Source organism: Xanthomonas arboricola (assembly GCF_003353015.1).
GTDB classification, from domain to species: Bacteria; Pseudomonadota; Gammaproteobacteria; order Xanthomonadales; family Xanthomonadaceae; genus Xanthomonas; species Xanthomonas arboricola_E.
In genome coordinates this window covers 683390-699879 of record NZ_QREM01000009.1, presented here as the reverse complement: position 1 = coordinate 699879, position 16490 = coordinate 683390, and the positions used below count along the sequence as shown (strand labels likewise).

18 protein-coding genes and 1 other RNA gene are annotated in these 16490 nt (G+C 64.7%); 10 read left to right on the top strand and 9 right to left on the bottom strand.

All coding sequences use genetic code 11. The features are described 5' to 3' along the window. The first annotated feature begins 100 nt into the window (after positions 1 to 100). The gene (locus C0541_RS21375) at positions 101 to 1321 is read left to right on the top strand and encodes a hypothetical protein (RefSeq protein ID WP_238601327.1); all 1221 of its coding nucleotides are present in this window, start codon (positions 101 to 103) and stop codon (positions 1319 to 1321) included. A gap of 18 nt (positions 1322 to 1339) precedes the next feature. Here C0541_RS21375 and C0541_RS13670 read toward each other — a convergent pair whose 3' ends face one another. Further along, positions 1340 to 1780, bottom strand: a complete 441-nt coding sequence (locus C0541_RS13670) for a hypothetical protein (protein WP_115049126.1) — start codon at positions 1778 to 1780, stop codon at positions 1340 to 1342. Between the two features lie 284 nt (positions 1781 to 2064). On the opposite strand from C0541_RS13670, the gene C0541_RS20770 reads away from it, so the two are divergent. Beyond that, positions 2065 to 2427, top strand: a complete 363-nt coding sequence (locus tag C0541_RS20770; protein WP_153064988.1) for a hypothetical protein — start codon at positions 2065 to 2067, stop codon at positions 2425 to 2427. Positions 2428 to 2509: 82 nt separating this feature from the next. On the opposite strand, the gene C0541_RS13665 is transcribed toward C0541_RS20770, so the two are convergent. Continuing rightward, positions 2510 to 2803, bottom strand: a complete 294-nt coding sequence (locus tag C0541_RS13665) for a hypothetical protein (RefSeq protein ID WP_238601326.1) — start codon at positions 2801 to 2803, stop codon at positions 2510 to 2512. Here C0541_RS13665 and C0541_RS13660 point away from each other — a divergent pair. Together C0541_RS13660 and C0541_RS13655 are read left to right on the top strand one after the other, a co-directional pair. Next, positions 2777 to 3001 (top strand): hypothetical protein, encoded by a 225-nt coding sequence (locus C0541_RS13660; RefSeq protein WP_115049124.1) that lies wholly within the window; start codon positions 2777 to 2779, stop codon positions 2999 to 3001. The two genes, C0541_RS13665 and C0541_RS13660, sit on opposite strands and share 27 nt — an antisense overlap. Before the next feature lie 9 nt (positions 3002 to 3010). Next, a complete protein-coding gene (locus C0541_RS13655; protein WP_115049122.1) occupies positions 3011 to 3949 on the top strand; it encodes an SOS response-associated peptidase family protein in 939 nt (312 codons plus the stop codon). 514 nt (positions 3950 to 4463) lie between these two features. Here the strand turns inward: C0541_RS13655 and C0541_RS20765 are convergent. The 4 genes from C0541_RS20765 to ssrA all read right to left on the bottom strand — a co-directional run bounded on the left by C0541_RS20765 (position 4464) and on the right by ssrA (position 7721). Then, on the bottom strand, positions 4464 to 5018 hold the full coding sequence (locus C0541_RS20765) for a hypothetical protein (protein WP_153064987.1): 555 nt from the start codon (positions 5016 to 5018) through the stop codon (positions 4464 to 4466). A 132-nt stretch (positions 5019 to 5150) separates the two neighbouring features. Further along, on the bottom strand, positions 5151 to 5657 hold the full coding sequence (locus C0541_RS13650) for a hypothetical protein (RefSeq protein WP_238601325.1): 507 nt from the start codon (positions 5655 to 5657) through the stop codon (positions 5151 to 5153). A 432-nt stretch (positions 5658 to 6089) separates the two neighbouring features. Continuing rightward, a complete protein-coding gene (locus C0541_RS13645; protein WP_115049118.1) occupies positions 6090 to 7220 on the bottom strand; it encodes a tyrosine-type recombinase/integrase in 1131 nt (376 codons plus the stop codon). 104 nt (positions 7221 to 7324) lie between these two features. After that, positions 7325 to 7721: a transfer-messenger RNA gene (gene ssrA, locus C0541_RS13640) on the bottom strand. 133 nt (positions 7722 to 7854) lie between these two features. Between ssrA and C0541_RS13635 the strand changes: the two genes are divergently transcribed. Next, a complete protein-coding gene (locus C0541_RS13635) occupies positions 7855 to 10311 on the top strand; it encodes a S8 family peptidase (RefSeq protein ID WP_115049116.1) in 2457 nt (818 codons plus the stop codon). A gap of 159 nt (positions 10312 to 10470) precedes the next feature. Here the strand turns inward: C0541_RS13635 and smpB are convergent, their stop codons facing one another. Continuing rightward, the gene (gene smpB / locus C0541_RS13630) at positions 10471 to 10974 is read right to left on the bottom strand and encodes an SsrA-binding protein SmpB (protein ID WP_039520446.1); all 504 of its coding nucleotides are present in this window, start codon (positions 10972 to 10974) and stop codon (positions 10471 to 10473) included. Between the two features lie 60 nt (positions 10975 to 11034). On the opposite strand from smpB, the gene C0541_RS13625 reads away from it, so the two are divergent. Together C0541_RS13625 and C0541_RS13620 are read left to right on the top strand one after the other, a co-directional pair. Further along, complete coding sequence (locus C0541_RS13625) at positions 11035 to 11466, top strand: type II toxin-antitoxin system RatA family toxin (protein ID WP_104583340.1); 432 nt, start codon at positions 11035 to 11037, stop codon at positions 11464 to 11466. A 2-nt stretch (positions 11467 to 11468) separates the two neighbouring features. Continuing rightward, on the top strand, positions 11469 to 11744 hold the full coding sequence (locus C0541_RS13620) for an RnfH family protein (protein WP_115049114.1): 276 nt from the start codon (positions 11469 to 11471) through the stop codon (positions 11742 to 11744). A 266-nt stretch (positions 11745 to 12010) separates the two neighbouring features. Here the strand turns inward: C0541_RS13620 and C0541_RS13615 are convergent, their stop codons facing one another. Then, positions 12011 to 12406 carry an outer membrane protein assembly factor BamE gene (locus tag C0541_RS13615; RefSeq protein WP_039528130.1) on the bottom strand — a complete coding sequence of 132 codons (396 nt, stop codon included), beginning with the start codon at positions 12404 to 12406 and terminating at the stop codon, positions 12011 to 12013. Between the two features lie 104 nt (positions 12407 to 12510). Here C0541_RS13615 and fur point away from each other — a divergent pair, with 104 nt between their 5' ends. Next, entirely contained in the window at positions 12511 to 12921 is a 411-nt protein-coding gene (gene fur, locus C0541_RS13610) for a ferric iron uptake transcriptional regulator (protein ID WP_161960121.1), read from the top strand. Between the two features lie 111 nt (positions 12922 to 13032). Here fur and recN read toward each other — a convergent pair whose 3' ends face one another. Beyond that, complete coding sequence (recN, locus tag C0541_RS13605; RefSeq protein WP_115049110.1) at positions 13033 to 14697, bottom strand: DNA repair protein RecN; 1665 nt, start codon at positions 14695 to 14697, stop codon at positions 13033 to 13035. A 116-nt stretch (positions 14698 to 14813) separates the two neighbouring features. Here recN and hrcA point away from each other — a divergent pair, with 116 nt between their 5' ends. Both hrcA and grpE read left to right on the top strand, forming a co-directional pair. Beyond that, positions 14814 to 15866, top strand: a complete 1053-nt coding sequence (hrcA, locus tag C0541_RS13600; protein ID WP_115049108.1) for a heat-inducible transcriptional repressor HrcA — start codon at positions 14814 to 14816, stop codon at positions 15864 to 15866. 99 nt (positions 15867 to 15965) lie between these two features. Further along, entirely contained in the window at positions 15966 to 16484 is a 519-nt protein-coding gene (gene grpE / locus C0541_RS13595; RefSeq protein ID WP_010366360.1) for a nucleotide exchange factor GrpE, read from the top strand. The last annotated feature ends 6 nt before the right edge of the window (positions 16485 to 16490 follow it).

The window sequence follows — 16490 nt, the reverse complement described above, 5'->3', positions numbered from 1 at the left end:
GGGACAGGCACACGCGACGGGCGTTGGACGCGTGCGCCGACCCCGGCCCAATTTTCGGCGTGTCCCGAAGCAGACGATCAACCCAACAGGCTCGGGCGTTTTGAAGACTTGGAGCCTGACCATCGGCGGCACCAATCCGGTGCTCGCATTTCTCGGTGAGAACAACGCCGCGCTGATGCAGCGGACGCAGAACGGCAGCAATTTCACCTTTAATGGCTTCACGACTGGCGGAAGTTTTACAGCATACGTCTTCGACGAGCCCACCTTCGGGCGCCGCGATTACCTTGTCATTCGCAACCCCACGAGCAATCAGGTCGTTTTCGACGCGACTCTCAAGTACATGCGGGTGCGTGGGTTGCTGCAGGGCAATGCCAACCAAGGTGGTTCGATCACGCTGCCAGCGCGGGGCGCACGTAGGCGGCGCTCGCCGGATCGGCAGGCAACACCATCCTGGCGGCCGGTGGCGTCGTTGGCGGCGGGCCGCAATGGCTTGTCAGCGTGGTGTGGCGCAAGGGAGTCGTCAACATCAACGGCAACGTTGCCAGCATCAGTGCAATTGACACCGGCAGCTTTTCTCAAACGGGCGCGAATGGCACCCGTTTCCTGCCCCGGGCCAGTACGGCCAGGCGTGGGTGCGCGCCCCCATCCTCGACGTTACTGGATACTGACCATGCTCATCAGCGAAAATCCCACGTTCGGCACGCAGACCAAGATCGTGTCGCCGCGCATCGAGATCCGCTGGGACCCGGCCACCAACGACGGGCCGGTCGAATTCCACCTCGAGCAGATGACCACCAAGCCACACCCTGACGGCTGGACCCAGACTCTGGAGCGTTTCTTCCTGCGCGTGCTCACGGTGCAGATCGGCGACCTGATCGGCCGCAGCTACGAGATCACCGCGCCGACAAAGACAGAGGTAGACCCGGCGACAGGCCGATCCGTGGAGGTGCCGGGCGAGACGGTCACCGAGCCTGGCGTGCATCTACTGCTGGGCATCAAGGCGGCTACGCGTGCGGCCTACGACGCAAACGTGGTGATGCCCGATCCAGATGCAGACCCGCTCGCGCGGCAGATCACGATCATCTGGAACCCGATCAACGACACCGGCACCGTCACGTTCCAGGTAGAAGACCGCGGCGCCGCCCTCGGCGTGCTGGCGGCGCCAATTGCGGACCTAATTGCGCCGACCTACGCCCTCCGCTATCCCGGTGCGGAGGCGACGCAGGAGCTGGAGGGATGGAAGCTCCAAGGGCTGATCAAGGCGGCAACGGACAGTGCCATCGCCGCCAGCCTGGCAACTGGCGAACAAGCGGCAGCCTGACCGAGATGCGTCGCCATCTCAGCGACCGACGGTGTCGACCTTGCGCACGCCGCTACGGTCCTGGAACTTGATGCTCCAGGGTGTGACCAGGTAGCCGGGGCGGAACCGGTTGGCGATTGAGAAGTGGTCGGCGCGCGCGTCCTTGGCGATGCCGTTCACCAGCACATACGGCGCGGTGGTCTTCGGCAGGCGGCAGTCGTCGGGATAGCCGTCAGTCTTGAGAACGACTGTGTAGGGGCCGCTGCCCTTGATCTCGCCGCACACCACTGCGCATGCACTGATTGATGCTGAGCGCGCGCGCGGCGCGATGCGGGTGACGAAGGCGTCCAGCGTTTCGCCGGAGGCTGACGTCTCCTGATACAGCTGGGCGGTGCGGCCGAATTGGCCGGCTTCGCCGGCTGCGGCACGGATGGCGACGCCAAGAAGCGCTCCGGCGGCGGTGATCAGCAGTGCGTGCATTACGTTCTCCGAATGTGCTGCGCCGGTCAGCGCCGGCAGCGCGAGGTCATCTCGGCGCAAGGCCAAGATGCATGGCCCGCACATCCAAAAAAACGTTCATTTCAGGCCTGGCCGCACAGGTCATTGGGTAGGGGAGTTCCGACCCAGCGTCGCGGCATACGCCGATATGGGTGATCCCGATTCGCTGCCAATCTACAGCTGCCGGACGCGGAGCCAAGATGGCCGCTCAACCCGCGGAGCTTTCAGCAAGCTCTAGCCGGCTCCCCCGATAATATGGAGAAGTTATGAAGAGCTTGCTTGCCACCGCTCTCGCTGCAGCATCTTTGCTCGCAGCTTCGTCTGTTGAAGCTGCTACTTACCAGACGATAGTGGAGGGATTCGCACGCGCCGCACCTCGCAGCACTGTCGATGCAACTCCACAATGCCCTGCAGGATTTACGCCGATCTCTGGCGGATGGAACACCAGTGACCCCAACAGCGTCACGTTTGTCGGAGGGCTGCCGGAGAACAACAATGGTCAACAGTCCATGAATGCTGGACGCTTCTCAGTGGTTGGCAGTTACCCGAACGGCAACGGCTGGCGCACCTACGGGTACGTCAATGGCGCAGCGATCATCAACATCTACACGGTCTGCGCATCGCCATAAGACTGCATGCTTCACTCGCTGGACGCGTGGGCCGTTGGCAGCTCATCCCGCGTGGCGCTTGAGCAGTGCCGCACCAGCACTGTCAGACGAAACCCTCAAGGTCGTCGTGTGTGAGCACGCCCAAGCGATGACCCCAGGACGCGACTAGCTTCACGACCTCCGTCGCCTCGGCAGGGTATGCGGCGAGCAGCTCCGCCTCAAACTGCTGCAGCACTTCCAGCGGCTCGGCTGCTCCGGCAATCCGGTGCTGCAGTTGTTCGAACAGGCTCAGGGGCGCGGTGTCATCGATGCGGGAGAGTCTACGGCCGCAGGTCTCATGCCGTGAGACGGTGGTGGCGATACTGCGGGCATGGACAAAGCCGCACTCAGAACCCATCTCGACAACCTCGATGCCGCAGTGCCAGCGTTACTGAGGAGCGGCCCCGACCGTTGCCACTTCTGGCAGGCCTTCGCCGGGATGGTGGACGTCATCGAGGACGGCGCCATCAAGGGCGACGATGCCCAATTCGTCTCCCGGCGGCTCGATGAGATCCTGGCCTGGCATGGCCTGGAGAACAGCGACCGCGACTGCTGAGGGTCCGCCATGTGCTACTCCGCTGAGATCAAGGCCGACTATCGGAAGCTGGTGCGCAACTTCGGGGCGATCATGTCGATCAAGGAGTTCTCCAAGCTGTGGCTGCGGCAAGGCGAGTCGGAGAAGCGGCCCAAGACCCCGAAGACGATGGACGATGCATTTCGCGCGGGCGGGGAGGGCGGCGTGGCCGCGATTGCCGCAGAGCTTGCCGTTTGGGACGCCGAGGACACGCAGATCCTGGAGCAGGAACTGTTCAAGCAGGCCCGGCGCCTGGCAGATGCCGAGCGGGTGCTGGCCAGCGCCAAGCCGACAAAGAAGGCGGGCAACGACCAGCGCATCGCCACGACGAAGATCGAGCAGATCAAGGGCCGCCTCGCCGACCTGCAGCGGACCGAACCGAAAGCTCGGGATTACCGCATGTTCCCTGGCTTCTACGCGCCGGTGATCATCTCCGAGGGCGGCCAGCGCGTCATCAAGCCGCTGCGCTACCAGTGCCGGCCGGCCGGCAAGCCGCCGATCTACGACACGAGATACCCGGGCACCTACAACGCCCGCCGGGACAGCCTTCAGGGATTCTGGCGCGAGCAGTTCGGCTACACCCATGGTCTGATGGTCGTCGGCCGGTTCTACGAGAACGTAGAAGGGCCGGACGGCAAGAATCGCGTTGTGCAGTTCCAGCCCAGCGATCGCGAGCCGATGCTGGTGGCCTGCCTATGGTCGCGTTGGACGGATCCGAGCGGCGAGCAGCCTGATCTGTTGAGCTTCGCTGCCATCACCGACGCGCCGGAGCCCGAGGTGGCCGCGGTGGGGCACGACCGGACCATCATCAACATCAAGCCCGAGCACGTCGACGCGTGGCTCAATCCGGATCCGGCCAACCTTCAGGCGCTGCAGGCGATCTTCGACGACAAGCGACACCCGTTCTACGAGCACCGAATTGCGGCATGAGCGTGCTGACTGACAGCCTGCCGGCGTCATCGGACCCGAAGATGCAGTGGCGGCGATGGGGAGAATCTCTGGATCTTGTCTATCGCGAATCGCCAGTGATTAGGATTCGCGCGCTTGAGGATGGGACAGTCAGCATCCGTACACGCGCGTACAGCCAAGGGCCGACCGTCACACGGCACATGGCTACGGAGGCCGGCGCCCTCCTTTACGTTGACGCTTGGCTGTGAAGTGGCGCGGCCAGGCCAAGGCTGAGATGGACAACGCGATCAGGTCCGTACAGCTGCAGAACCAGTCGGCCGCCGCGGCACGTGCCGACTATCCCGATTTGGATCCGGCAACCTTTACAAAAATACGTCGCCGCACTTCCAGGTAACGTGCGAAGTAGATCAGTTCAGCCCAGTGAACTCCACGCGGGGGAATTAAGTGCCACAGTGCTGATAATCGACCAGCACTACAGTGCTGGTCGATTTGTGGCTTTATCTAGCCACAAGCTACTTTGCTACACTCTCTGCTATCAGAGCCAGATGTAACCGATGATCCCATCCATCGCGGGATTTTTCACATTCTCGCAATTGGCAGACGTCGTGTCGAAATGATCTGCCCAGTTATTGGGCTGCAGCCCACCACGCATGCATCGATAAAGAGGTACAGTTCCCGGGATTTGCGTGGATGCAATATATCCGGTGATCGGCTGATCCCTTGCGTGTTGCTGTCCTTCGCAATTCGCGTCGTTCGAGGTAAATGTGTCATTCCAATCCAGCGTCACGCACGAGTAGAGTACGCGAGAGCCTTCAAATGGCGTGTACGAAATAAACCCTAAAACGCCTTGGCGATTGCCAGCCCACTGCTGATAATAATCTTTCGGTAGTGGGCGGACCGAGAACGTATTATTTTTAAAGATCCAGCGCTCCAGCTCAATCGGGGTGGCGCCTGGAGGGACTATAGCGGGCTGAGCTCGTGCTTCCGCAGCCACCGATGCGGTCAAGCCAACGTAGTCGAGCTTTTCTGAGGCAGAGCAGTTGGCTGCGGCGAACAAGATGCCTGCTGAAGCGGCAACAAAAAATTTCATCTGAACTCCATTTTGGATAATTAAAAGGCATGGCCTTTCGTGAGCGTCTTGCTCACGGCGCAAGTGTAACAAAGGGCTAAGTGTTAGGTGCTTGCCTATCGCCGCGATGCCGCTCAAATCTTAGTTCGCGAGCTATGAAATCGACATGCCGCCATGCGTAGTAAGGATCTCAATCCTGGCAATCTCGATTTCAGGCTCGTTGTTTGTGTCCCAGATAAAGGCAAACCCTTCCGGTGTGGCTTCCCCTGGCTTCGATCGGACCTGAAGTCGGAGCGCGGTAGGCACGAAGCCGTTGGTCGCCGAGCTCACGAGATTTCGCATGGCCTCTGTCGTCAACGTGACGAACGCGGCGAGCTCGGCGGCTGGTTCGGTGCCGCCGGCAATCGGGTAGCAGGACATCATTCCCAGGGTATGCGGCGGGGGCTGCAGGCCAATCGCTAGGAGGTCGGTGATCGACACATTCCAGGTGAAAGGGGCTAGGTCGAGGCCGTCCGTGGTGACCAGGGCATACATGCTGGCGATTGCTGTCATCTGCACAGAGCCGACAGTTGCCGAAGTTGCTTCAGTGGTGGCGTCGGTGCCGATGCCAAGGGACCAGGTCAGGGGCTTCAGCTCTATGTGGGCCAATCGTTCTGTCACGGGTCTGTTCCTCATGTCCAGGCGTCGTCGGATAGTACGTTGGGAGGCAGATAAGACCCTTCCATAGCCATCACCTCGTTCTCGGTGATGCCCCGATACCGGATGGCGGGGCTTGTGACCACGGGCGTGCGCCCCGGCAGGGGGAAGCCATCTTCTGAGATCGTCAGGGCAGCTCCTGCGGCTTTTCCTCGCAGTCGGTAGGCCGGTGCGCGCCGCTATCCAGCGCTCGGCGAAGCGCATTCCCTGTCGCACGCTGCCTCGATGTGGCGTCTCTCTGTTGTAATTGCGCCAGCACAACCAGATTTTGCCCGGCGTCACATGCGCCACGGACCCGTAGTTGTAGCTCATCAGTGCGGAGTCCGTGGAGACATGGATCCAGCGGCAGGCGGGGGAAGGGGCGGCGGCATGCCCTCAGATTGGCGCGCCCGCGTTTCACCGGCTGAGATCTTCCGCAACGCGTACGTTGCTGTTGCGGCCTGCACCCGCGCGCAAATCATTCAAGTAGTCGGCCCAGCGCTGCATCATGCGCACCCGTTCGGTCAGATGGGTCGTGCGGTTATAGGCCCGGCCGTTGGGATCTTTCACCGAATGCGCTAACTGGTGCTCGATGATGTCCGGTCGAAAGCCCAGGATCTCGTCGAGGATCGTGCGGGCCGTGGCGCGGAAGCCGTGGCCGGTCACTGTGCCCACCTCGTAGCCCATGCGGCGCAGTGCTGCGTTCACCGCGTTGTCTGACATTGGCCGAAGCTTCGTCCTGGTGCTGGGGAAGAGGTAGCGGCCGGCGCCTGTGAGCCGCTGCAGGTCAGCCAGGACAGTTAGCGCCTGGCGTGAGAGCGGCACGACGTGCGGCTGCCGCATCTTCATCTTCTCGGCGGGGATGTTCCACCGGGCCGCCTCAATGTCGAATTCCGACCACTCGGCCTGCCGCAGCTCGCCAGGACGAACAAACAGCAGCGGTGCCAGCACTAGGGCGCAGCGCGTGACGTGGCTGCTCTTGTAGCCGTCCATGGCGCGCAGCAGCGGCCCCAGCTCGTCCGGATCGGTCACTGCCGGCAGATGGCGCTCCGGTGTCGGCTTCAGCGCGCCGCGCAGATCCGCCACTGGGTTGCGGCTGGCACGCCCGGTGGCGATGGCGTAACGCATGACCTGGCCGCAGTTCTGCATGATGCGATGCGCCGACTCGAAGGCGCCGCGCTTCTCGATGCGCCTGGCCACCGCCAGGAACTCGGGGGCATCCAGTTCCGCCGCCGGCCGCGCGCCGATGTACGGGAACACGTCGTTCGTGAACCATCCGACGACCTTCACGCGGTACCCATCCACCCATGGAACCTCGGGATAGACACCGACAGCCAACAGCTTCTCTTTGCCTGCGAACCGGTACTTCCAGCGCCAGTAGCGCCCACCGTTCACTGCGACCATCAGATACAGGCCGCCGCCGTCTGAGAGCTTCTGCGGTCGGTCGGCGGGCTTGGCGCGGCGTATTGCGAGGTCGGTCAGGGGCATTGGGGGTATCAAGGTCAGCCGAATGGCGAGATACCCCAATATGTACCCCCAACGTCGCAGGGCCTGATACGTTCACGTACGCACTGCGTCGCACATGAAAAAGGCCGAGAACCCTTGTTTTACGGGGGTTCCCGGCCTTTCCAGGACCTCATCGGTCCGCTCATTGGTGGAGGTGGGCGGAATCGAACCGCCGTCCGGAAGCACTCCATCCCCAGCACTACATGCTTAGCCCTCCGTTGGATCTCGTTCCCAGGCAGCACGGTTGGCAAAGCGCACCTGGAAACCAGCCTGCTTTATCTAACCGGTAGCTGACAGGCAGCCACTACCGATGGTTCCGTGATAATGACCCTACACCTACGAGCACGGGCACAAGTAGGTTCGGGGGTTCGCCTTAGGCGGCTGTAGAACTACAACTAAAGCCAATTAAGCGGCGATAGCGAAGTCCGAACCGTAGTTGTCATCGTTGGCAACTAAAAGTTTGCTGCTGGATTAACGAGGAAAGCTGCCCCCTCGGCATGCGCCAAGCGACTTCGCGACCCCCGTCGAAACCAGTGCACCCCCGGGGAAAGCATCAAAACGCTGACCTGATCAGTGTAGGGATCGGGGCGCCCTGTCACAAGTGGTGAGATGTGCAGCGCTTACAGTGGCTTCAGTCCTATCAGGCGGAAAAGTCTGCTAATCAAGGAGCGAAGCGATGGCGACAGGCAAGCCCCCACGTCCACGGCAGGCAGGCGGCGCGCCCCGCAAGGGCGCAACCGGCGTCGCCCCGGCCAAGCGCCGGCGCGCGGCCAGCGCTTCGCCGCAGCAGGCGCACGGCACCGCGCTGGCGCGCGCGCAGGGCAAGGCGCGCACCGTGATCTACATCCATGGCATCGGCAACAAGCCGCCGGCCGAGGTGTTGCGCTGTCAGTGGGACAAGGCCTTGTTCGGGCGGCCGATGGGCGAGCGCACGCGCCTGGCGTACTGGGTCAATCGCGAGCGCTACCCGGTTGCCGAACCTGGCAACTGCGATGCGCGCGACGTCGGCCCGGCGCTCAATCAGAGCGTGCAGCGCGCCTTGAGTACGCTTGGGCTGGTGCCCGGTGAGCAGGACCTGCATCTGCTCGCCGACGCCCTGGCGCAGAGCGAGCAGGAGCGCAGCGACCTGCATCGGTTGCTGGACGAGCTGGATGCCGCGCCCGCGCCTCCGGTGGCGGGCGCGGTGCAGGCCAAAGGCCCGATCGATGCGATCAACCGCGTGCTGCTGCGGCTGATCTCCGCCGCGCTGCTGCAGGACGTGCACGATTTGTTCTTCGTCCCCGAGCGAGCGGCGCTGATGCGCGAGAGCCTGGTGCAGCGTCTGCGCTCGGGGGGCGGACCGTTCGTGGTGGTCGCGCACAGCCAGGGGTCGATGATCGCCTTCGACGTGTTGCGCCAGCTCCAGGCGGCCGAGTGCGAGGTCAGCCTGTTCCTGACCCTGGGCTCGCCCCTGGGCCTGCCGCAGGTGCGCAGCATGTTCAAGCGCTGGACCGGCACGCGCAAGCTGCCGTTTCCCGCGTGCGTGCGGCGCTGGATCAACGTCGCCGATACACGCGACCCGATCGCGCTGGATCCGGATCTCGGTGACGACATCGCCAATGCCAAGGGGCGGTTCGAGAATCTCGCGGCTGCGCGCCTGAATCCGGATTGGCAGCACAACGCGCATTCGGGCTCGGGCTATCTGTCGATCCCGCAGGTGCGTGCGGCGGTGCGCGAGGCGGTGGGCGTGGGTTTCGATCAACCGGTCTCCAACGCCGTGCTGATCAAGGATCTCAGCGAGCAGCTGGAAGCGCATGGCGCCGAGCATCGGCACGAAGTGCTGATCGAGCTGGATCGGCGGGTGTCGGGCGACGATCCAGCCGCCACGCGTGCGCTGCTGCTGGCGCAATTGCGCCGGGCCGCTGCCGCGACCACCGGCTTGAGCGGCGACGCGCTGGACGAGGCGATCGCGCTGGAAGATGGCCTGCAGCGGTTTGTGTCGGCGCGGCTGACGCGGTTCGAGATCGAATCGCTGCAGGACCGCTACCGGGCACTGGGATTCCGGCGCATGTGGCGCGATGCCGGCAAGCGCGCGTTGATCAACGTGTCCGGCAACGTGCTGCATGCCGATGCGGCGCGTACCGCGTATCGCGCGCGCGGCCAGCAGATCGGTTGGGCGGTGCTGGATACCGGCATCGCGGCCAGTCATCCGCATTTCTTCGCACAGGGAGGGCGCGATACGGTTGTGGCGCAATGGGACTGCACGCGCCGCGGCGCAGCCAAGCGACTGACACGCGCTGACGGCGATGCCTTCGCCCGGCTGGATCGACATGGGCACGGTACGCATATCGCCGGAATCATCGCCGGCCAGAGCCGCGCGGTGATTGCCGACGCGCAGGCCAATCCGGGCAAGCCGCTGGAGTTCGCCGGCATGGCGCCGGATACCCAGCTCTACGGGTTCAAGGTGCTGGACGATACCGGCAATGGCCGCGATTCGTGGATGATCAAGGCGGTGCAGCAGGTGGCGGCAATCAACGAGCGCGCCGGCGAGCTGGTCATCCACGGCGTCAATCTGAGCCTGGGCGGTTACTTCGATCCGGAGAGCTATGGCTGCGGTTTTACGCCGCTGTGCAACGAGCTGCGGCGGCTATGGCGGCAGGGTGTGCTGGTGGTGGTGGCCGCCGGCAACGAGGGCCTGGCGTGGTTGATGGGCAACGACGGCGATGCGTATCCGGCCAACATGGATCTGTCGATCAGCGATCCGGGCAATCTGGAAGACGCCATCGTGGTCGGCTCGGTGCACAAGAGCAGCCCGCACAACTACGGCGTGTCGTATTTTTCCTCGCGCGGACCGACCGCCGATGGTCGCGGCAAGCCGGACGTGGTGGCGCCGGGCGAAAAGATCCTGTCGGCCTATTACGACTTCGACCCGGACGACCCGGCCACCTTGATGGTGGAGATGAGCGGCACCAGCATGGCCGCACCGCACGTCTCCGGCGTGCTGGCCGGATTCCTCTCTGCACGCCGCGAGTTCATCGGTTTCCCGGATCGGGTCAAGCAACTGATGCTGGACACCTGCACCGACCTGCAGCGCGATCGCTATGTGCAGGGCAGGGGGGTGCCGAATTTGATGCGGATGCTTGGAGCGACGTGATTTTGGGGTCGGGATTAGAAATTGGGGATTCGGGATTCGCAAAAGCATGGGCTGTAAGCGCTGCGTTGTTGCTCGCCGGGGCAGGGAACCATGCAAACGCCGGCTGCGGGCGGCTTCGCCGTTACCAATCCCTAATGCCGAATCTCCAATCCCCGCCACTCACGCGTCGCGGTTATGCCGCCGCATTACGCGCTGCTTGTCGCGCTGCCAGTCGCGGTCCTTGGCGGCGTCGCGCTTGTCGTGGTTCTGCTTGCCCTTGGCCAGTGCGATTTCCAGCTTGACCTTGTTGTTGCTCCAGTACAGCGCGGTGGGCACCAGGGTGTAGCCGTCGCGTTCGACGCTGCTCAACACCTTGTCGATCTCCCGGCGGTGCAGCAGCAGCTTGCGGTCGCGGCGTTCCACCGGCACGGTGTGGCTGGAGGCCTGGATCAGCGGGGTGATCTGCGCGCCGATCAGGAAGATCTCGCCTGAACGCACGTAGGCGTAGCCGTCGATGATGTTGGCGCGACCGGCGCGGATCGCCTTGACTTCCCAGCCCTGCAGCGCCAGACCTGCTTCGTAGCGCTCTTCCAGGTGGTACTCGTAGCGCGCACGCTTGTTCAGCGCGATGGTTTTCGTGGCCGTCGCGCCGTTTGCTTTATCCTTGGCTGGTTTCTTGCTCATGCCGCTATTGTCGCCGATTCGGCGTCATCAAACGATCTTCTGTCTTTCACAAGTTAGCGAATGCCTACCATCCGTCGCAGCGCCCTGGTCGAACACAGCGCCACCCGCATGTTCGACCTGGTCAATGATGTTGCCGCCTATCCGCGCCGTTTCGGCTGGTGCGATGCTGCGCAGGTGCTTGAACAGGACCAGGCGCACATCGTGGCGCGGCTGGACCTGGGGCTGGGATCGTTCCGCACCTGGTTCACCACCGAAAACATGCTTGAACGCCCCGAACGCATCGTCATGCATCTGCGCGACGGGCCGTTCAAGCGGCTGGAAGGCCTGTGGGAATTCCAGTCGCTGGGCGAGAACGCCTGCAAGGTCAGCCTGACCCTGGAAGTGGAAACCAGCTCGCGGCTGTTGGGCCCGGCGCTGGCGCTGGGCTTTCAGGGCCTGGCCGACCGCATGGTCAACGATTTCGTGCGGGTCGCCGATCGCGGCGACACCTGAGCATGCGCGTCGACGTCGTCCTGGCCTGGCCGGACCGCTGCAGTTCGGTGTCGCTGGACCTGGCCGAGGGCGCCACCGTGGCCGAGGCGATTGCCGCCTCCGGCCTGGCGCCGGACCGCCCACCCGCGGCGCAGGCAGTCCATGGGCTGGTCGCGCGGGCGGATCAGGTGCTGCGTGACGGCGACCGGGTCGAACTGCTCAGGCCGCTGCTGCTGGATCCGAAGGAGGCGCGGCGTCGCCGTGCCGGAACGAGCAAGAAAGCCGGTCCCAACGGGTAGCGGCTTGCCAGTACCGCGGCGGGTGCGCGTGATAGCGAGCTGTTCCGGTGGCAGGTAGCAGGGTGAACGCATCTGGTAGTCTGGACCGGCGCAGGGTGATGCAAAACATCTACTGGAAGCCCCGGATATCGGCCGCTGGCTCAGCACCGTCGTCCGTGATCAACCACATCGGTTCGACCAGGCAAATAAAAAACGCATCCGTTCAAGGGATGCGTTTTCTGCGTTGATCGACACCCAGGCGATCGCAAGACCGCCGAGCAAGCGCATCAACGGCCGCGCTGCTTCTTCTTGTCGCGGGCCAGATTGCGACCGAACTGCTTGGGCGCCGACTTGGCCAGCTGCTCGTCCTGCGACGGGAAATAATCGCCTTCCCAGCGCACGACCTGCTCGTTCTCGAAGAACACGGTGAAGTTCTTGATCTCGGTACGCGCCAGACGGTCCACGCGCTGGGTGGAGGTGTAGTCCCAGCGCTGCGAATGGAACGGGTCGGGAATCGAGGGGGTACCCAGCAACGCGCTGACCTGCTGCTTGCTCTGGCCTACCTGCAGTTGCTCCACGGCATTCTGTTTGATCAGATTGCCCTGGTAGATCGGCTGCTTGTAGATGATGCCGCAGCCAGCGGTGGAAAGAGCAACGGCGGCGACCAGCAGGAGATTACGCATCGGGGATTAAGTGCTGAGGAAATCACGCCGATGATACACTCCCGCCGGTCGCCGCGACCCGTTTGATGGCAGCTGGCGCTAAATCGCCAATGAACGGAGAACATATGGAAACCCACGACCTGCGCAAAGTCGGGCTCAAGGTGACCCATCCGCGGATGCGGATCCTGGAATTGCTCGAGCAGAAGAGCAACCAGCACCACCTCAGCGCAGAAGACATCTATCGGCAGTTGCTCGATCACGGCGACGAAATCGGTCTGGCCACGGTGTACCGGGTGCTGACCCAGTTCGAGGCTGCCGGCCTGGTGCTGAAGCACAATTTCGAAGGCGGCCAGGCAGTCTATGAGCTGGATCGCGGCGGCCATCACGACCATATGGTGGACGTGGATACCGGCCACGTGATCGAGTTCGAGAGCGAAGAGATCGAGGCCTTGCAGCGTCAGATCGCCGCCCAGCATGGCTACGAGCTGGAAGAGCATTCGCTGGTGCTGTACGTGCGCAAGAAGCGCCTGCGCTGACGGCACGCCAGTGGCATTGCGGCAACGACAAGGCGGCTTCGGCCGCCTTGTGCGTCTGCCGCCATCGGTTGCCCGGCAACTCCGAGCTCTGCCGACGCCACGCCCGGCGGCTCAGGCGCTCTGCAGCAGCTTGCGTGCCGCCGCGCGGGCTTCCTTGCTGACTTCCACCCCGCCCAGCATGCGCGCCAGTTCTTCCTGGCGCGCCTGCGGGCCGAGCAGTTCGACCGCGCTCTGGGTCATGCCGTCCACCGGTGCCTTGCTGACCCGATAGTGCGCATGGCCCTTGGCGGCCACCTGCGGCAAGTGGGTCACGCACAGCACCTGGCGCTCTTCGCCCAGGGCGCGCAGCTTCTGCCCGACGATATCGGCCACCGCGCCGCCGATGCCGGAATCGACCTCGTCGAAGACCATGGTCGGCACGCTGTCCAGTCCGAGCGCGGCGACCTCGATCGCCAGCGAAATCCGCGACAGCTCGCCGCCGGAGGCGACCTTGCGCAATGCGCGGGGCGGCTGCCCGGCATTGGCGGCGACCAGGAATTCCACCCGCTCGGCGCCGTTGGGGTCCGGACGCAGGGTGTCCTGCGGCTGCAGCTGGATCAGGAACTGCCCGCCGCCCATGCCCAGCTCGCCGATCAGCGTGGTGGTGGCGGCCGACAAGGCCTCGGCAGCGGTCGTGCGGCTGGCGCTGAGGATGCTGGCCGCGCCGCGCCAGACGCCGATTGCCGCCTCGATGTGCTTGTCCAGCTGCTGCAGGCGCTCGTCGGCACCGCGCAGGCTTTCCACTTCCAGGCTCATGCGCTCGCGCTGGGCGGCCAGCTCGTCCGGGGTGACGCGGTGCTTGCGCGCCAGGTCGTGCAGGCGGCCGAGCCGGCGCTCCATCGCCTCGAACTGGGCCGGGTCGGCCTCCAGGTCGTCGCGCACGCGGTCGAGCAGGGCCAGCGCCTCCTCGATCTGGATGACGGCGCTGTCCAGCAGTGCATCGACCTCGCCCAGGCGTGGCTCGTGCTCGGCCACGCGCGCCAGGTCATGGCGGCTGTCCTGCAGCAGGCCCAGCGCGCAGGTGCCGTCGTCGCCATTGAGCTGCAGGGCCACGCTGTCGCAGGCGCCGATCAAGGCGGTGGCATGCGCCTGGCGGCGGTGATTGACGTCCAGCGCGGCGATCGCGGCCGGGTCCAGGTCCTCGCGTTCCAGTTCGGCCAGCTGGTGTTCCAGAAAACCGATGCGGTCGGAGACATCGCCTTGCGCAGACAGCGCATCGCGCTCGTCCAGCAAGGCCTGCCAGCGCTGGCTGGCCTGGCGCACCTGCTCGCGCTGCGCGCCGTTGCGGGCGTAGGCGTCGAGCAGGGCGAGCTGGCTGTGGCGGGCCATCAGGGCCTGGTGTTCGTGCTGGCCGTGGATCTCCACCAGCCGCGAGGCCAGTTCCGCCAGTTGCGAGGAGGTCACCGGGCGGCCGTTGATCCAGGCGCGCGAGCCGCCATCGGCACGGATGATCCGGCGCAGCTGGCATTGCGCATCGTCGTCGAGCTCGTTGTCCGACAGCCAGGTCAGGCCCGGGTGCTGGGCCGGCAGCTGGAATTCGGCCGACAGTTCGGCACGGTCGGCGCCGTGGCGGACCACGCCGCTGTCGGCGCGCAGCCCGGACAGAAAGCCCAGTGCGTCCACCATCAGCGACTTGCCGGCGCCGGTTTCGCCGGAAACCACGGTCATGCCCGGCCCGAATTCCAGTTCGGTGGCGCGGACGACGGCAAAATCCTTGATGGAGAGATGTCTGAGCATGGGATCGAGTGTGAACGCTTTGGGCAAGCTTAGGGTGGGAGCGGCGGGCAGGGAATAAGACGCTTGCCAACCGCAGGGCCAGAGATTATCTATGCCCAGTCTCACCGGATGATCCCATGCGCGCGTCACAGTCCCCAACGCTCGACCCCCGCGCACGCCAACTGCTGCGGACGCTGATTGCCCGCTATATCCGCGACGGCGAGCCGGTGGGCTCCAAGACGCTGGCCCAGCACGCGGGGCTGGACGTCAGCCCGGCCACCATCCGCAACATCCTGGCCGACCTGGAGGACGTGGGGCTGCTCAGTTCCCCGCACACCTCGGCCGGGCGGGTGCCCACCGCGCACGGGTATCGGGTGTTCGTCGACAGCCTGGTGCAGATGCAGCCGCCGGGCGAGGAAGAAGTGCGGCGCCTGCGCGCGGAGCTGGCCAGCGGCAACGGCACCCAGTCGCTGCTGGGCAGCGCCTCGCAGATGCTGTCGGCGATGAGCCATTTCGTCGGCGTGGTCAGTGCGCCGCGGCGCGCGCAGTTCGCGTTCCGGCATATCGATTTCGTGCCCCTGGACGCGCGCCGGGTGCTGGCGATCCTGGTGTTTGCCGACAACGAGGTGCAGAACCGGGTGATCGAACCGCGCCGCGCCTACGAGCCGGCCGAGCTGGAGCGGGTGGCCAACTACCTCAATGCGCAATTTGCCGGGCGCGCGCTGGCGGACATCCGCGCCAGCCTGCTGCGCGAACTGCGCCTGGCCAAGAACGAGATGGAGCAGCTGCTGGCGCACAGCGTGGACCTGGCCAGCGAAGCACTGGTACCGGCCGATGCCGACGACATGGTGATGGCCGGGCAGACCCGCCTGATGGGCGTGCAGGACCTGTCGGACCTGGACCGGCTGCGCGAGCTGTTCGAGGCCTTCGCCAGCAAGCGCGAGATCCTGCAGCTGCTCGAACGCACCATCCAGGCGCCGGGCGTGCGCATCTTCATCGGCGAAGAGACCGGCATGGTGTCGCTGGACGATGTCTCGCTGGTCACCGCGCCGTATGCCGCCAATGGCCAGGTGCTGGGCGTGCTGGGCGTGATCGGACCCAAGCGCATGGCCTACGACCGGGTGATTCCGCTGGTGCAGACCGCCGCCCAGGTGCTGGGTGCGGCCATGGAGCCGGCCGGCACGCGATAAGTGGCAGCGATCGATACGATCGTTTTGCTTGAAACGCGCGCGCGCGCCCACATACGGGGTGACGTTGGGGCGGGCGTTCCGCTTGCCCGGGAACTGCACATGAACCAAGACCACCCCGAATTCGACTCCGAAGACCTGTCCCAGAACCCCCCCGAGACCGATCCGCTCAAGGCCGAGATCGAGTCGCTGCGCAGCGAGATCGCGCTGGTCAAGGCCGATGCCCTGCGCGAGCGTGCCGATCTGGAGAACCAGCGCAAGCGCATCGCCCGCGATGTCGAGAACGCGCGCAAGTTCGCCAACGAGAAGCTGCTGGGCGAGCTGCTGCCGGTGTTCGACAGCCTGGACGCCGGCCTGACCGCGGCCGGCACCGAGCCCAGCCCGCTGCGCGATGGCCTGGACATGACCTACAAGCAGCTGCTCAAGGTCGCGGCCGACAACGGCCTGACCCTGCTCGACCCGGTCGGCCAGCCGTTCAACCCGGACCAGCACCAGGCGATCAGCCAGGGCGAGGCCGAGGGCATCGCCCCGGGCCACGTGGTGCAGGTGTTCCAGAAAGGCTATCTGCTCAACGAGCGTCTGCTGCGCCCGGCCCTGGTGGTCGTGGCCAAGCACGACTGAACCGCG

Bases quoted from the DNA above. Each gene is read 5' to 3' on its own strand.
- C0541_RS13615 (WP_039528130.1), bottom strand. From the start codon at position 12,406: ATGCGTAATCTCCTGCTGGTCGCCGCCGTTGCTCTTTCCACCGCTGGC.
- hrcA (WP_115049108.1), top strand. From the start codon at position 14,814: ATGCGCGCGTCACAGTCCCCAACGCTCGACCCCCGCGCACGCCAACTG.
- C0541_RS20770 (WP_153064988.1), top strand. From the start codon at position 2,065: ATGAAGAGCTTGCTTGCCACCGCTCTCGCTGCAGCATCTTTGCTCGCA.
- grpE (WP_010366360.1), top strand. From the start codon at position 15,966: ATGAACCAAGACCACCCCGAATTCGACTCCGAAGACCTGTCCCAGAAC.
- fur (WP_161960121.1), top strand. From the start codon at position 12,511: ATGGAAACCCACGACCTGCGCAAAGTCGGGCTCAAGGTGACCCATCCG.
- C0541_RS13620 (WP_115049114.1), top strand. From the start codon at position 11,469: ATGCGCGTCGACGTCGTCCTGGCCTGGCCGGACCGCTGCAGTTCGGTG.
- C0541_RS13625 (WP_104583340.1), top strand. From the start codon at position 11,035: ATGCCTACCATCCGTCGCAGCGCCCTGGTCGAACACAGCGCCACCCGC.
- C0541_RS13660 (WP_115049124.1), top strand. From the start codon at position 2,777: ATGGACAAAGCCGCACTCAGAACCCATCTCGACAACCTCGATGCCGCA.
- smpB (WP_039520446.1), bottom strand. From the start codon at position 10,974: ATGAGCAAGAAACCAGCCAAGGATAAAGCAAACGGCGCGACGGCCACG.
- recN (WP_115049110.1), bottom strand. From the start codon at position 14,697: ATGCTCAGACATCTCTCCATCAAGGATTTTGCCGTCGTCCGCGCCACC.
- C0541_RS20765 (WP_153064987.1), bottom strand. From the start codon at position 5,018: ATGAAATTTTTTGTTGCCGCTTCAGCAGGCATCTTGTTCGCCGCAGCC.
- C0541_RS13635 (WP_115049116.1), top strand. From the start codon at position 7,855: ATGGCGACAGGCAAGCCCCCACGTCCACGGCAGGCAGGCGGCGCGCCC.
- C0541_RS13670 (WP_115049126.1), bottom strand. From the start codon at position 1,780: ATGCACGCACTGCTGATCACCGCCGCCGGAGCGCTTCTTGGCGTCGCC.
- C0541_RS13655 (WP_115049122.1), top strand. From the start codon at position 3,011: ATGTGCTACTCCGCTGAGATCAAGGCCGACTATCGGAAGCTGGTGCGC.
- C0541_RS13665 (WP_238601326.1), bottom strand. From the start codon at position 2,803: ATGGGTTCTGAGTGCGGCTTTGTCCATGCCCGCAGTATCGCCACCACC.